At 40.1% G+C, this 13,826-nt stretch carries 14 protein-coding genes; 9 read left to right on the top strand and 5 right to left on the bottom strand.

Annotated elements, in window-relative coordinates; all coding sequences use genetic code 11:
- The first annotated feature begins 42 nt into the window (after window positions 1-42).
- The gene (locus F8R13_RS03390; protein ID WP_152831891.1) at window positions 43-1,395 is read left to right on the top strand and encodes a sodium-dependent transporter; all 1,353 of its coding nucleotides are present in this window, start codon (window positions 43-45) and stop codon (window positions 1,393-1,395) included.
- Between the two features lie 55 nt (window positions 1,396-1,450).
- Here the strand turns inward: F8R13_RS03390 and F8R13_RS03385 are convergent, their stop codons facing one another.
- The 3 genes from F8R13_RS03385 to F8R13_RS03370 all read right to left on the bottom strand — a co-directional run bounded on the left by F8R13_RS03385 (window position 1,451) and on the right by F8R13_RS03370 (window position 3,741).
- On the bottom strand, window positions 1,451-1,936 hold the full coding sequence (locus F8R13_RS03385) for a Crp/Fnr family transcriptional regulator (protein ID WP_152831890.1): 486 nt from the start codon (window positions 1,934-1,936) through the stop codon (window positions 1,451-1,453).
- A gap of 234 nt (window positions 1,937-2,170) precedes the next feature.
- Window positions 2,171-3,304 (bottom strand): succinyl-diaminopimelate desuccinylase, encoded by a 1,134-nt coding sequence (gene dapE / locus F8R13_RS03375; protein WP_152831888.1) that lies wholly within the window; start codon window positions 3,302-3,304, stop codon window positions 2,171-2,173.
- Between the two features lie 95 nt (window positions 3,305-3,399).
- Window positions 3,400-3,741, bottom strand: coding sequence for an arsenate reductase (locus tag F8R13_RS03370; RefSeq protein ID WP_152831887.1), 342 nt, complete (start codon window positions 3,739-3,741; stop codon window positions 3,400-3,402).
- A 181-nt stretch (window positions 3,742-3,922) separates the two neighbouring features.
- Between F8R13_RS03370 and F8R13_RS03365 the strand changes: the two genes are divergently transcribed.
- Both F8R13_RS03365 and F8R13_RS03360 read left to right on the top strand, forming a co-directional pair.
- Complete coding sequence (locus F8R13_RS03365; protein WP_152831886.1) at window positions 3,923-4,822, top strand: DapH/DapD/GlmU-related protein; 900 nt, start codon at window positions 3,923-3,925, stop codon at window positions 4,820-4,822.
- Window positions 4,823-4,913: 91 nt separating this feature from the next.
- The gene (locus tag F8R13_RS03360; RefSeq protein WP_152831885.1) at window positions 4,914-5,294 is read left to right on the top strand and encodes a VOC family protein; all 381 of its coding nucleotides are present in this window, start codon (window positions 4,914-4,916) and stop codon (window positions 5,292-5,294) included.
- A 2-nt stretch (window positions 5,295-5,296) separates the two neighbouring features.
- Here the strand turns inward: F8R13_RS03360 and glnD are convergent, their stop codons facing one another.
- Together glnD and map are read right to left on the bottom strand one after the other, a co-directional pair.
- Complete coding sequence (gene glnD / locus F8R13_RS03355; protein WP_152831884.1) at window positions 5,297-7,930, bottom strand: [protein-PII] uridylyltransferase; 2,634 nt, start codon at window positions 7,928-7,930, stop codon at window positions 5,297-5,299.
- A gap of 23 nt (window positions 7,931-7,953) precedes the next feature.
- A complete protein-coding gene (gene map / locus F8R13_RS03350) occupies window positions 7,954-8,736 on the bottom strand; it encodes a type I methionyl aminopeptidase (protein ID WP_152831883.1) in 783 nt (260 codons plus the stop codon).
- A 324-nt stretch (window positions 8,737-9,060) separates the two neighbouring features.
- Here map and rpsB point away from each other — a divergent pair, with 324 nt between their 5' ends.
- The 6 genes from rpsB to F8R13_RS03320 all read left to right on the top strand — a co-directional run bounded on the left by rpsB (window position 9,061) and on the right by F8R13_RS03320 (window position 13,823).
- Window positions 9,061-9,801: a 30S ribosomal protein S2 gene (gene rpsB / locus F8R13_RS03345; RefSeq protein ID WP_152831882.1), complete on the top strand. Its 741-nt coding sequence runs from the start codon at window positions 9,061-9,063 to the stop codon at window positions 9,799-9,801.
- Between the two features lie 76 nt (window positions 9,802-9,877).
- Window positions 9,878-10,762, top strand: a complete 885-nt coding sequence (tsf, locus tag F8R13_RS03340) for a translation elongation factor Ts (protein ID WP_152831881.1) — start codon at window positions 9,878-9,880, stop codon at window positions 10,760-10,762.
- Window positions 10,763-10,905: 143 nt separating this feature from the next.
- Window positions 10,906-11,619 (top strand): UMP kinase, encoded by a 714-nt coding sequence (gene pyrH, locus F8R13_RS03335; RefSeq protein WP_152831880.1) that lies wholly within the window; start codon window positions 10,906-10,908, stop codon window positions 11,617-11,619.
- Window positions 11,620-11,637: 18 nt separating this feature from the next.
- Complete coding sequence (gene frr, locus F8R13_RS03330) at window positions 11,638-12,195, top strand: ribosome recycling factor (RefSeq protein WP_152831879.1); 558 nt, start codon at window positions 11,638-11,640, stop codon at window positions 12,193-12,195.
- Between the two features lie 118 nt (window positions 12,196-12,313).
- Entirely contained in the window at window positions 12,314-13,033 is a 720-nt protein-coding gene (locus tag F8R13_RS03325; protein ID WP_152831878.1) for an isoprenyl transferase, read from the top strand.
- Window positions 13,020-13,823, top strand: a complete 804-nt coding sequence (locus F8R13_RS03320; protein WP_152831877.1) for a phosphatidate cytidylyltransferase — start codon at window positions 13,020-13,022, stop codon at window positions 13,821-13,823. Before F8R13_RS03325 ends, F8R13_RS03320 begins: the two co-directional genes overlap by 14 nt.
- Window positions 13,824-13,826 lie beyond the last annotated feature (3 nt).

Raw genomic sequence — 13,826 nt, 5'->3', positions numbered from 1 at the left:
GAAAATTTTAATCACAATAAGGGCAATTATAAAGGAAACCTCATGTCGCGGTTGAAACTTTCCACTTCATCTTGGTCGAATCAAACGGCATTTATTATGGCTGCGACCGGTTCGGCGGTTGGGCTTGGAAACTTGTGGAAATTTCCTTATATCACAGGAGAAAACGGCGGTGGAGCGTTTGTCATTGTTTATCTTCTGTGCGTGCTCTTTATTGGATTGCCTGTTCTCATCGCTGAAATTACGTTAGGCAGACGAGGTGCCGCTAATCCACCTCAAGCATTGCTCAATCTCGCACTTGAAACAAAATCTTCGAAATGGTGGTGGCTATTAGGCTTGAATGGACTGATTGCGGGCTGTCTGATTTTGTCCTTTTACACGGTAATCGCCGGATGGGGGGTAGCGTACTTTTTTGAAAGTTTATCCGGTGATTTCATTAATATTTCTGCGAAATCAGTAGGGGAGCGATTTTCAAACCTGATTGCTTCGCCATGGGAATTGGCTTTGTGGCACACGCTGGCAATGGTGTTTACCGTTTACGTGGTTTCAAAAGGTGTAAAAAGCGGACTGGAAAGGGCAATTAATATCATGATGCCTGGCTTATTTATCATCTTGTTGATTTTGTTGGGATATGCGGCGTCTTCTGCAGCGTTTGCTGAGAGTTTCCATTTCCTGTTTTATCCAGACTTCTCTAAATTGACATGGGATGGTGTGCTTGTCGCCATGGGGCATGCTTTCTTTACCTTAAGTATCGGGATGGGTTCCATGATGGTTTATGGGTCTTATTTGTCGAAAGAATACTCCATTCCCAAGGCCGGTCTTTGGATTGCAGGGATTGATACCTTGGTAGCCTTAATGGCCGGATTGGTTATCTTTTCAGTCGTATTTGCTAATCATTTACAACCAGGATCAGGGCCAGGGTTATTATTTCAGACGTTGCCGGTAGCTTTTGGAAAAATGTCTGGAGGTTGGTTTTTTGGAACCTTGTTTTTTGCATTGGTTATCTTGGCTGCATTAAGCTCAGCTATTTCCCTAATTGAGCCTGCTGTGAGCTGGTTTGAACAGAATTGGGGCATTAAACGCCAGAAAGCAACCCTGTTAATTGGTTCAACAACTTGGGTGATGGGGATTGGAACGATTTTGTCTTTTAACGAATGGAAAGAGTTTCACCTGATAGGAAATCGAACTATATTTGAGTCACTTGATTTTCTAACGACAAATATCATGTTGCCTTTAGGGGGATTATTAATGGCTATGTTTGTCGCTTGGGTGATGACACAAGCTCAGCGTGACGATGAAATGTCTTTAGCTTCGCCTTGGAAAGATATCTATCGTAATGTTCTTAAATACATTACACCATTGGCGATTTTAATCGTATTTCTATATAACTTGTTATAAGACTGTACCGCCTAGGAAAGCGCGCTCCTAAGCGGATCATTAAAGTGGGTGTTTGTTAGTATTGGGATGTGTACTCGTTCAATACCATACGCTGCATTTCAATATTTTCTTGAAGCATTTTGCGTTGCAACGTATGTGAATATCTCAGAATTGATTTCATGACATTGAAAACAACTCGGTTATTACTTTCCGCCAAGGCTTCAAAGTCATCTCGATGCAAAACAAGCACTTCGGATTCAATTCGTGCTCTTAAACGCATGGTGTGTGCAACACCATCAATAAAGCTTAGCTCACCAATCATTGAACCTGGCTTTAATGCATTGATGCTTAGTTCTTTGTCTGGGCCAACGGCCTTAAGAATATCTAGCTTGCCATTGATAAGAATATAAAGGCTGCCGTCAACGGTGTCCGCATCAAATAATATTTCGTTTTGCGCCAATTTTTTGTGCTTAACCACTTTAGACAAAACTTCGCAATCTTCTTCAAGTAGATCGCTGCCTAAAAGGGATTGTGCAATGACTTGTACATCAGCTTTCGCCATAGTTAAGAGTCTCCTTATTTTTGGATCACATCCAGTCTTTCGACTGGAAAGAAAATATCAAAAAACAGCCCAATTCCCAGCGAAAACAGCAGGATGATTATAAAAATAATCAAGATAGAACGAGCCAGTTTGTTATCAATAAATTTTTCTTTCCATTCCTCATTCTTAATGCTGGGCCAGATGACGATGAGGAATAATACTAGAACCAGAAGTTCGATGGCTATATACATAAGCTTAGTTTACCAATAGGTTTATCAATGTTTGGTAATAAATATTCGTTAATTTTTCTAAGTCCTTAACACTAACTTGTTCATTAACCTTATGAATAGTGTCGTTTAGTGGACCTAGCTCAATGACTTGTGCACCAGTTGGGGCAATAAAGCGTCCATCAGACGTTCCACCGCCGGTTGAAAGGTCAGGTTCGTAGCCCATTTCTGATTGAATCGCTTTTTTAATAGCCCGAATGAGTTCACCTTTAGCAGGTGTGATAAAAGGCATACCTGATAAATTCCAATCCAGTTCATAGTCTAATTGATAACTATCCAATATCGAGTGAACCCCTGACTTAAGTGAATCTGGCATTTGTTCAGTCGAGAAACGGAAATTAAAATCTAAAACACAATCACCAGGAATGACATTGGTGGCGCCTGTACCCGAATGAATGTTGGATACTTGGAAAGAGGTTGGGGGGAAGTATTCATTTCCATTATCCCAAACAGTTTCCGTCAGTTTTTGTAATGCTGGTGCGAGCGTGTGAATAGGGTTACGAGCCAACTCAGGGTAAGCAATATGACCTTGAATGCCTTTAATTCGTAACTTTCCGCTAAGAGAACCGCGGCGTCCATTTTTAATGGAGTCCCCAAGTTTTTTACTGCTTGATGGTTCTCCAACTAGGCAGTAGTCGAATTTTTCGTTTCTGGCTTCTAGTGTTTCGATCACTTTTACGGTGCCATCAATTGCAGGACCTTCTTCATCACTGGTAATCAAAAAACCAATAGAGCCCTTGCAGTTCGGATAGTTGTTTAAGAAACGCTGTGTCGCAATCATAAAACACGCGATACTGCTTTTCATGTCTGCAGCACCACGGCCAATCAACATTCCATTTTCTATCGAGGCAGAGAATGGCGGGTGAGACCATTTTTCTACAGGGCCGGTGGGAACTACATCAGTATGACCGGCAAACACAATAAATGGAGCTTCAGTTCCATAGCGAGCCCATAGGTTCGATACATCACCAAAGTTCATTTGTTCAGTTTTAAAGCCTAAAGGAGTAAGAAAATCAGAGATGAGTTTCTGGCAACCTTTGTCATCAGGTGTGACGGATTCGATTTGGATCAGTTGTTGCGCGAGTTTGATTGTTTCACTCATGTTCAATGTTTTATAGCTTCTTAAATTCCGAGTTATTTTAGGCTTTCATCGGGGCTTTGAGAAGCAAATAATCCTTATATGTCAAATTACATGACTTAATTTAAGTGTTCTTCATATTCTGCTTGGCTAAAGCCTATTAACAGAGATTTATTGCTTTCTAGCACGGGTCTTTTTATTAAGGTAGGCATTTCTGTTAAGACGGATAAGTCATTTCCAGATGTTAGCGCAGCTTTCTGTTCGTCAGATAGTTGCTTCCAGCTTGTGCTTCTTTTATTCACGAGGTGATCAAGTGGCACTGTCTTAAGCCATGTTTCAATGGTATCAAGGCTTAAACCCTGTTTTTTAAAGTCATGGAATTCATAATCAATATCATGAGATTCTAAGAATTTACGTGCCTTACGGACAGTATCACAATTTGGGATGCCATACATTTTCATGTTATTTCATACCTGATAACCGGAAAAGTCGATGATTATATAGGTTATTCTTCTCCATTTCCTTAAAAGCAATAAAAAACCTATAAAATCCGTGTTTTACATTGATGTAGTTTTGTATCTAATTCCTCAAGAGGGTATACTTACCGGCTTATGTATTTTTGATTTTTAAGAGACTAGATATATGACAATCAAGCGAATTGGACACCGCTATAGCGATGCTAAAACTGGGGCGACTTTGGATGTATGGTTTCCGCGTTCTAACAAAGAAATTGCTCGTAATTGCTTAGCATTACAAGCGGGTATCATTAAAGCCGATTTTGTAACAGTTGAAATTGATTCTGTTGATAGTGCGCCTAAGTCAGCTGAAGATGCTTATTTACGCCTTCATTTGTTGTCTGAGTGTGCTTATAAGCCGCACGAAATTAATCTTGATGGTGTGTTTGGACTTTTGACGAATGTCGCTTGGACTAGTGCCGGGCCGGTATTGCCATCCGAAGTTGAAAATCTTCGTGAAGCAATTGCGGATCAACCGATTCAATTAACGATTACTTCTATTGATAAGTTCCCACGTATGGTGGATTATGTTGTCCCTGAAGGTGTTCGCATCGGAGATGCAGATCGTGTTCGACTTGGAGCGCATTTAGCGCCAGGAACAACTATCATGCATGAAGGGTTTGTGAACTTTAATGCAGGGACCTTAGGACAATCAATGGTAGAAGGGCGAATTTCTGCAGGTGTTGTAGTCGGTGATCATACTGATATTGGCGGTGGTGCATCGATTATGGGTACTTTGTCTGGCGGCGGTAAACAAGTCATCTCTATGGGACAACGCAATCTGTTAGGTGCTAACGCTGGATTAGGCATTTCTCTTGGAGATGATTGTATTGTTGAGTCAGGTCTTTATCTGACTGCGGGTACTAAGGTGAAGATGCCTGATGGTTCTATTGTTTCCGCTCGTGATCTGTCAGGTCAATCGAAGTTGCTTTTCCGTCGCCATAGCCAAACGGGCCAAGTTCAGGCAATTATGACTGATGGTACAGTTTGGAGTGGCCTCAACAGCGTTCTTCACAGTAACGGCTAACCTTCTTGGTTTTGGCTGCCTGCCTCAATCTCACGAATGACTCGGCGATTTTCCGTCGAGTCATATAGTTTTCTCATCTCAAGGGTATTAAATGTCTAGGATATTAGGACTTGATCACGTCAGTATTCTTGTTAAAGATGCAGAAGCATCTCTCGAGTTTTATCAAAATCTACTTGATCTCAAAGTGTTGGAGCGACCAAATCTGGGGTTTCCTGGTTATTGGTTGGATTTGTCACAGGGACAAAGTCTGCATTTGATGCAATTGGAGAACCCAAACTTAGGTGTTGAAAGGCCTGAGCATGGCGGGAGAGACTTCCATTTTGCACTAAGAGTTGATGATATTGAGGTGTTTCAGAAGCGCCTTGAAGAAAGTGGCGTGCGTTATACCGCTAGCCGGTCTGGTAGGAGAGCTCTTTTTGTCAGAGATGATGACAATAATGCATTTGAACTTTTCGAAGTACCCGATTTATAGATTTATTCGATATGTTCCAGTAGGGTTGCGGTTAAATTTTCCTTAAAACTGGCGTCATTCATCTGGGTGTTGGTTGTTGAGCTGATTAGAAAAACATCTTCAGCTTTTTCACCAACAGTGTTGATTTTTGCGCCATGCACTCTAATTTCACATTGTTTAAACGCTAGCCCAATTTTTGCCAGCAAGCCTGGAATGTCTTTAGTGTGGATGGTCAACTCTGCCAGTTTGTCATTTACCTCAGTTAGTTGTATTTCGGTAGGGGTCTCGAATACACGTATTCTTCTGGGTTGTGGTTTTTGAACTCTTGGTGTTGGATTGGATAGGCTCAACTCATAGCGAAGCGTTTCTGCGATCTGATGTAAGTCGTCCTCAGTTTCCACATACTGATTGTCTCTGTCCAGCAAATAGATGATGACAAGCGTTTGTCTGTTAGTGCCGGAATAAATTTTCGCTTCTACTATGTTTAATCCTAATTTATCAATGACATTTGTGATCTGTGCAAAGAGATAATTGCGGTCAGGCATGTAGATAATTAACTCAGTGGCACCACGTTGAGTTTTACTTTCTAGGTTAACAAGGGTTTCTTTTGTTTCTGCTTTATAAAGCAGTTTGGTGATTCTTGATATTTCTGCTGAAGTTAACTGGTTGAAGAATTCTGTATTGTCAAATGCAGCCCAAAACTCCTGATATTCGCTGGTGTCTAGCGCTCTTTTTTGTAAAAGCTCGCGCGCGCGCTCTTTATTCAAAATGGCTTGTTTTGTTTTGTCTCTAGGTAGGGCGGTTGACTTGTCTAGTGCCTGTGTTGTGCTGTGGTATAACTGCAGGAAGAGTTGGTTTTTCCAGTCACTCCAAACCTCTTTTGAGGTTGCAAGAACATCCGCTAACGTTAAAAGATATAAGTAGTCCAGTTGTTCTTGTGAGCCTACCAATTTTGCAAATTTACTGATGACTTCTGGATCTGATAAGTCTTTCTTTTGCGCGACATAGGAAAACTCAAGGTGTTTGAGAACAAGCCAACTTAAGAGTTCAGTGTCTTTTTCAGACAGGTTATGTTTAAAGCTAAAGTTTTTTGCATCAATAGCTCCCAGTTCTTCATGGGCACCGTCACGCCCCTTGGCAATATCGTGAAATAATCCAGATAAAAGAAGTATTTCGGGCTTACAAATGTTTTTTGCGATTTGGTAAGCTGTAGGGAACTCATATGCATGTTCTTCCAAAAAGAAACGTCGAATATTTCGGATCACCAGTAATGTGTGCTCGTCCACTGTATAAGCGTGAAAAATATTAAATTGCATTAACCCTGATATTTTTTGGAAAACAGGAAGATAAGCTCCTAAAATGCCATAAGCATACATTCGTTTTAATGAGGTGTAGACGCCTTTTGGCTGTCTAAAAATTTCGATAAACAGCGCCTTGTTGATAGGGTCTGAACGAAACTCATTATTGATTAAATGTAGACTGTTTCTAATTAAACGTATTGTCCTAGAACGAATACCCTGTATGGATTGTTTGTAGTTTTCTAGAATGATAAAAATTTCGAGAAGGGCTGTTGGGTTTTTATCAAAAAGGTTGTCTTGCTTCGCATCAAGATAACTATCGATTAGCTGAAATCTAGGGTTTATCGTTTTAATGACTTCGTGTTCTGGCTTAAAGATCTCTTCCTTAAAATGCTGAATCAGTATTTCATTTAAACGAGCGATTGTGCCAACGTTTTGATAGTAAGGCTTCATGAAGCTCTCAACGGTTTTATTGATATCTTCTTCGTGGAAGCCAAATAATTCTGCCAGTTGTTGTTGGTATTCAAATAGCAAGCGGTCTTCATGGCGTTTTTTTAATCGGTGTAAGCCAAAACGAATTTTATTTAGGTACCAGTAAGCTTTGTGAATCTCTTGAAACTCTCGTAGGGAAATGAAATCATGTTCAAGCAAGCCTTGAAGTGAGTGTGCGCCAAAATGTCTTTTAGCAATCCAAAAAATGCTATGTAAGTCACGTAAGCCGCCTGGACTCTCTTTTACGTTTGGTTCTAGTTGATAGAAGGTATCTAGGTAACGTTTGTGACGTGCTTGTTGTTCTTCAAGCTTTGCTTCAAAAAACTCTTTGCTTGGCCAGAATGATTTATTGAGCCATATTTTTTGGAGTTTTTGTGAGGTTTCATAGTCTCCAGCAAGCCAGCGAGACTCTATTAAGCTCGTTGCTGTTGATACATCTTCTTTAGCATCCGCTATACATTCGGCAATGCTTCTTACAGAATGTCCGACATGGAACCCTAAATCCCATAGATAGGTAATAAAAATGGATATGGGTTCTTGTAATTTGTCGCAATTATCACCAAGGATAAGTAGATCGATATCAGAAAAGGGCTGTAATTCTTTACGTCCATAGCCACCGACGGCGACTAAAGAGACATCTTGTTGGTTTTCCTTCGGTAGAAAATGGTTCCAGATTTTGATAATGAGCTGATCAACGAAAGATGTTCGCTCCTTTAATAAGGATTCAATAGAGACATTGTTGTCAAACTTTTCAAACTGCTGTTGGTTAAAGTGTTCCAACAGCATTCTCCCGTTTTGTAGAGAAGTTTTTCTTGCATCATGTTGTAGGCTGGAGATGAAGTTTGGCAGAACGGGATTGTCAGACATGTATCTAGTTAGTCCATTAAAGTTTAAGGAAGAAAGGGGGTTTCGTTTTGTCTGAGTGTAAATGCTTCATAGCCACTTTCCGTCACCAGGATAGTGTGTTCCCACTGAGCGGATAGCTTTTTATCCTTTGTGACAACCGTCCAGTTATCGCCTAAGAGGCGAATATCTGATTTACCTAGGTTGATCATGGGTTCAATTGTAAAGACCATTCCTGGTTTAAGTACAATATTTTTTAACTCAGGTGTTCTATAGTGCAAAACTTGTGGTTCTTCGTGAAAGTCTGCTCCGATGCCGTGACCACAATACTCTTTTACAACTGAAAAGTTGTTTTTGTGTGCATGATCTTCTATGGCTGCAGCGACATCGTAGAGTGTCGCTTCAGGTTTAACCTGTTCAATGCCTAGCCACATGCACTCTCTAGCAACACGACATAAACGACTTGCATAGGGTTTTACTTCACCTACTTCAAACATCATGCTTGTATCTCCATGATAGCCGTCTTTAATGACTGTGATGTCGATATTGACAATATCTCCTTTTTTAAGGCGTTTATTGTAATCAGGAATGCCATGGCAAACGACGTGGTTAATGGATATGCAACTTGATGCTGGGAAGCCATGATAACCTAAGGTCGCAGGAATGGTTTGCTGTTCGTTGATCATGTAGTTATGAGCAATCTCGTTAAGTTCTCCTGTTGAAACTCCAGGGACAACATGAAGTGTCAGCATATCTAGTACGTCTGCAGCGAGTTTTCCCGCTACGCGAAGTTTTTCTATTTCTTCCTGCGTTTTTATCTTTATAGCCATTATTCGGGAACCATGATTTTGGAGCTTGAAATTTCATTGGGATTTTCAAAGGAGATGTCGAGTTTGTCGTATGACAAAAGACATGTGGCTTTAATCTTTTATGAAACTACAAGGTTTAAATTGAAATAAGTGTGGCGTTATGGTATAAATGCGCCGCCCATCGAACTTAGATGGCAATTTTAACAGAAAAAACCACACGCTTTCCAATACATCATTTGGGGTGCCTTAATTACCTGATAGCGGTAAGCCAAGCCATGCGGCTTTGTTAAAAGGGTTCGAATGATGGGAGATGCGGAGGCTTAACCCAAGAAATGGAGAAAAATCATGGCAAAAGTTACTATGCGCCAAATGCTTGAAGCGGGTGTTCACTTTGGACATCAAACTCGTTATTGGAACCCAAAAATGGGTGAGTACATTTTCGGTGCTCGAAACAAAATTCATATCGTAAACTTGGAAAAAACTTTACCACTGTTTAACGATGCTTTGAACTTTTTAGGTGGTGTTGCTGCGAAAAAAGGAAATATTCTTTTCGTAGGTACAAAAAGAGCTGCCGGTGAGTTGGTTGCTCAAGAAGCTCAACGTTGTGGAATGCCTTATGTAAACCACCGTTGGTTGGGTGGTATGTTGACAAACTTTAAAACCATCAAGCAATCAATTAAACGTTTAAAAGACTTGGAAACACAAGAACAAGACGGTACTTTTGAAAAAATTACCAAAAAAGAAGCTTTGATGCGTACGCGTCAAAAAGAAAAGCTTGAGTTGTCTCTAGGTGGTATCAAGGATATGCGTGCAATGCCTGACGCTATCTTCATTATTGATACAGGTAATGAAAAAATTGCTATTCAAGAAGCTAAAAACTTGGGAATTCCTGTAGTTGGTGTTGTTGATACTAATAATGACCCAAGTGGTATTGACTATGTGATTCCTGGGAATGATGACGCTGTAAGAGCGGTTTCTCTATATTTGTCTGCGGCGGCAGATGCAATTAACGAAGGTAAATCAACTATTACAACTGCGGTTGAAGGTGATGACTTCGTAGAAGAGAAAGCAGAAGCAGCAGAGTAATACAGACTCACTTTTACAAGGCCTGGCATTTGCTGGGCTTTCTTATTTTTAAATCTAAATATTGAGGAAATTAAGAATGGCAGTTACAGCTTCTATGGTAAAAGAGCTGCGTGAAATTACAAGCGCAGGAATGATGGATTGTAAAAAAGCTCTGTCTGAAACTGACGGAGATATGGATGCGGCAATTGAGTATTTGCGTAAGAAAGGTATGGCTGGTGCTGATAAAAAAGCTGGACGTATCGCTGCTGAAGGCGTAATTGCGATAGCCATTTCTGATGACAAGAAGAAAGCTGCAATCGTTGAAGTAAACTGTGAAACTGACTTTGTTGCAAAAGGTGATGAGTTTAAAGGTTTTGCAGATGAAATCGCAAAAATTGTTTTGAACACTGGCACTACAAATGTAGAAGCGCTTATGGGGCAAACAATGTCTAGCGGTAAATCAATTGACGAAACTCGTCGTGAACTGATTGCAAAGATTGGTGAAAACATGGGTGTGCGTCGTATTGAATTGATTGAAACTAATGGTCAAATCGGTCAGTATCAGCATGGTGAAAAGATTGGTGTTGTTGTTGCGATGGAAGGTGGTGGTGATGCACTAATTCGTGATGTAGCGATGCATGTTGCTGCTTCTAAGCCGACAGCCATTTCTGCGAATGATGTTGATGCTGAAGTGATTGAAAAAGAGCGTAATTTCCAAATCGAACAAGCGCAAAGTTCTGGTAAGCCAATGGAAATCATCGAAAAAATGATTGAAGGGCGTATGCGTAAGTATCTTGAAGAGATCACCTTGTTGGGACAATCGTTTGTTAAAGATCCTGATCAAACTGTTGAGAAGCTTCTTAAATCAAACAATGCAGAAGTAAAATCTTTTGTACGTTTGGAAGTTGGTGAAGGTATTGAAATTGAACAAACAAACTTCGCTGATGAAGTTGCAGCAGCTGCAGCAGCAATAAAAGGTTAATTCTTTTTCTGAAGTCACAGCGTGCATATTTATTTTGTGCATGCTGTGGCTTTTTTTATATGTAAAAGATATTTTTAAGTTAGATCCGTTGTTTTGGGTTACTTTAAAAATAGTTTTTAGAAAATAATTGGTTGAGGGCGCGTATGTCATTGAAGTATTCAAGAGTGTTGCTGAAGTTTAGTGGAGAAGCACTGATGGGGCCAGGCGACTTCGGCCTAGATGCAGCAACATTGCGTCAAGTGGTTGGAGAGGTAAAAACACTCAAAGGCTTGGGTGTTGAAGTAGGTATTGTTGTTGGTGGAGGCAATATTTTCCGTGGTGCTCAAATTGCTGGAGCGGGTATTGCTAGAACAACCGGCGACCAAATGGGAATGATGGCAACGGTTATTAATGCATTAGCCTTAAGGGATGTTGTTGAAGATATGGGAATGGATGCGGTTGTGTATTCTGCCATGTCGATAGAGGGTATTAGTCACGGTTTTCATGCTAATCAGGTACAAAAGGATTTGAAACAAGGTAAAGTGGTTATTTTTGCTGCAGGGACTGGTAGTCCTTTCTTTACAACAGATACTGCAGCGGCTCTTAGAGGAATAGAAATAGGTGCGCAGTTGGTGATGAAAGCAACAAAGGTCGATGGCATTTACACAGCGGATCCGATGAAGGATTCCAGTGCAGAACGTTATTCTGAACTTTCATTTGATGAGGTGATTGCCAAAAACTTGCAGGTAATGGATATGGCAGCCTTTGTTCTTTGTAGAGAACACAATATGCCAATACGTGTGTTTGATATGTTTAAAAAAGACGCAGTAGTCAGAATTGTTAAGGGTGAAGATGAAGGCACTCTTGTTCGTCCATAATAATTTAAGGAGAGAAAAATGATAAATGAGATTCATGACGATGCAAAAGGGCGCATGTCGAAATCTGTTGAAAATCTAGAATCTAATTTTGCCAAAATTCGTACAGGGCGAGCTCATCCTAGTATTTTAGATGCTGTAATGGTGGAATATTATGGTTCTGAAGTCCCGATTAGTCAGGTGGCTAATATTAATATAGAGGATGCTAGAACTTTAATGGTTCAACCATGGGAACAGCCAATGGTAGCGCCGATTGAAAAAGCTATTATGCAGTCAGAGCTAGGAGTTAACCCAGTTTCCAATGGGCACATGCTAAGAATTCCAATGCCACCGCTAACAGAGGAAAGACGTAAAGAGTTTATTCGTCTAGCAAGAACAGAAGCTGAGTCAGCAAGAGTTGCTATTAGGAATGTTAGACGAGATGCTAATTCGGATTTGAAAGACTTAAATAAAGATAAAGAAATTACGGATGATGAGCTGAGAAGAGCTGAAGAGAATATTCAAAAAACGACAGACTCCTTTATCTCTCAAATTGACAAGCTTCTATCTGAAAAAGAAGCCAGTCTCATGGAAATATAAGCTGAATTTAGAATGCTTTTACGGCATAATGGTTCGCTAGTCGTATAATCGGCCTACCCAAATGGTGGGCCGTTTTGTTTTATTTGAAAGCATAAATTTTATTTAAATATTTACCCTCATGAATCAGCCTAAACATATAGCCATTATTATGGATGGAAATGGACGCTGGGCAAAAAAACGTTTTTTGCCTCGTTTTGTCGGCCATCAAAAAGGGCTTAAGGCTGTCAAAAAAGTTGTTTCCCATTGCGCCGAACTGGGTATTGAGTCTTTAACACTGTTTGCATTTAGCACGGAAAATTGGAAACGCCCACAAGACGAAGTTTCAAAGTTAATGGGGCTTTTCTTAACAGCACTTCAAAGTGAAGTTGGGAAGCTGCATAAGAATAATGTTAAGTTGACAGTAATCGGTGACCAAACACCTTTTTCCGACGAAATAAAAAGACACATTGTTGAGGCAGAAAAATTAACTGAAAATAATTCCGGGTTAAAGTTGAATATTGCTGCGAATTACGGTGGAAGATGGGATGTTCTTCAGGCTGTAAAAGCTTGGCAGAAGTTAAATTCAAACCGTTCAATTGATGATTTAACAGAAGAAGATATTTCAGAAATGCTTTCTCTTGCGGGGCAAAGTGAGCCTGATCTGTTAATTAGAACGGGTGGGGAGCAAAGAATCAGTAACTTTTTGATTTGGCAAATGGCTTATGCGGAGTTTTACTTTACAGATGAGTTATGGCCGGATTTTAATGAAAAATCCATTGATTTAGCGATTAGATCTTTTTCGAATAGAGAGCGACGATTTGGAAAAACAAGTGAACAGGTAAGCAATGATTCAGACTAGGGTTTTGACAGCAATAGTTTTAGTTCTGATCTTTGGAGCAGCACTGTTTAAATTTGACTTGTTGCAATGGGTTGGATTTATCTTATTTGCTACTTTCTGGGCTGGCTGGGAATGGGCCGGGCTGGCTAGTGTTAATAACAAACTATTCAAATTGCTCTACGCATTTATTATCACAGCAACCTCATACCTACTGTATGTTTACTTTGACGATAGTTTTATTTTCCTTTTAGTGCCAATTGAGGTTGCTGTCATGGTCTTGATGGTGACTGTTTATCAATTAAAGAAGGGGAAGCGACTCGTTGGTAACTCGTTAGTGTTATTACTTGGATCCTTTTCAATCCTTCCGTTTTCACTTTCAATGATTACTTTTAGAGAAACATTTTCACCTGAGTTGTTGTTGTTATGTCTAGCAATTATTTGGGCAATCGATATAGGTGCATTCTTTTCAGGCAGACGTTTTGGCAAGAGAAGGCTGGCTTCTTTTGTCAGTCCAGGTAAAACATGGGAAGGTGTGCTTGGAGGTTTTCTTTTTGCTTTCGTTGTTGCTTACTTTGGTTTGTATTTTATTCAGCCTTATCTCCTATCAAGTGTTTTACAAGTCACTTTAGTGTTGGCAGGTATTGGTCTTCTATCAATTTATGGAGACTTGTTTGAAAGCCTATTAAAGCGTCAAGCTAATATTAAAGATAGTGGTGCGTTGTTGCCAGGGCATGGTGGGATTCTTGACAGAATAGATAGTCTATTATTAGCGATGCCTATCTTTTATGTTTTTTGGCTTTGGGTGAGTTAGTTT

The sequence above is a fragment of the Hydrogenovibrio sp. JE_KL2 genome, from assembly GCF_009296185.1.
Taxonomy (GTDB): Bacteria; Pseudomonadota; Gammaproteobacteria; order Thiomicrospirales; family Thiomicrospiraceae; genus Hydrogenovibrio.
The sequence above is the reverse complement of the archived record's forward strand: the minus strand, read 5'-3'. Positions and strand labels throughout refer to the sequence as shown.

Bases quoted from the DNA above. Each gene is read 5' to 3' on its own strand.
- F8R13_RS03390 (WP_152831891.1), top strand. From the start codon at position 43: ATGTCGCGGTTGAAACTTTCCACTTCATCTTGGTCGAATCAAACGGCA.
- F8R13_RS03385 (WP_152831890.1), bottom strand. From the start codon at position 1,936: ATGGCGAAAGCTGATGTACAAGTCATTGCACAATCCCTTTTAGGCAGC.
- dapE (WP_152831888.1), bottom strand. From the start codon at position 3,304: ATGAGTGAAACAATCAAACTCGCGCAACAACTGATCCAAATCGAATCC.
- F8R13_RS03370 (WP_152831887.1), bottom strand. From the start codon at position 3,741: ATGAAAATGTATGGCATCCCAAATTGTGATACTGTCCGTAAGGCACGT.
- F8R13_RS03365 (WP_152831886.1), top strand. From the start codon at position 3,923: ATGACAATCAAGCGAATTGGACACCGCTATAGCGATGCTAAAACTGGG.
- F8R13_RS03360 (WP_152831885.1), top strand. From the start codon at position 4,914: ATGTCTAGGATATTAGGACTTGATCACGTCAGTATTCTTGTTAAAGAT.
- glnD (WP_152831884.1), bottom strand. From the start codon at position 7,930: ATGTCTGACAATCCCGTTCTGCCAAACTTCATCTCCAGCCTACAACAT.
- map (WP_152831883.1), bottom strand. From the start codon at position 8,736: ATGGCTATAAAGATAAAAACGCAGGAAGAAATAGAAAAACTTCGCGTA.
- rpsB (WP_152831882.1), top strand. From the start codon at position 9,061: ATGGCAAAAGTTACTATGCGCCAAATGCTTGAAGCGGGTGTTCACTTT.
- tsf (WP_152831881.1), top strand. From the start codon at position 9,878: ATGGCAGTTACAGCTTCTATGGTAAAAGAGCTGCGTGAAATTACAAGC.
- pyrH (WP_152831880.1), top strand. From the start codon at position 10,906: ATGTCATTGAAGTATTCAAGAGTGTTGCTGAAGTTTAGTGGAGAAGCA.
- frr (WP_152831879.1), top strand. From the start codon at position 11,638: ATGATAAATGAGATTCATGACGATGCAAAAGGGCGCATGTCGAAATCT.
- F8R13_RS03325 (WP_152831878.1), top strand. From the start codon at position 12,314: ATGAATCAGCCTAAACATATAGCCATTATTATGGATGGAAATGGACGC.
- F8R13_RS03320 (WP_152831877.1), top strand. From the start codon at position 13,020: ATGATTCAGACTAGGGTTTTGACAGCAATAGTTTTAGTTCTGATCTTT.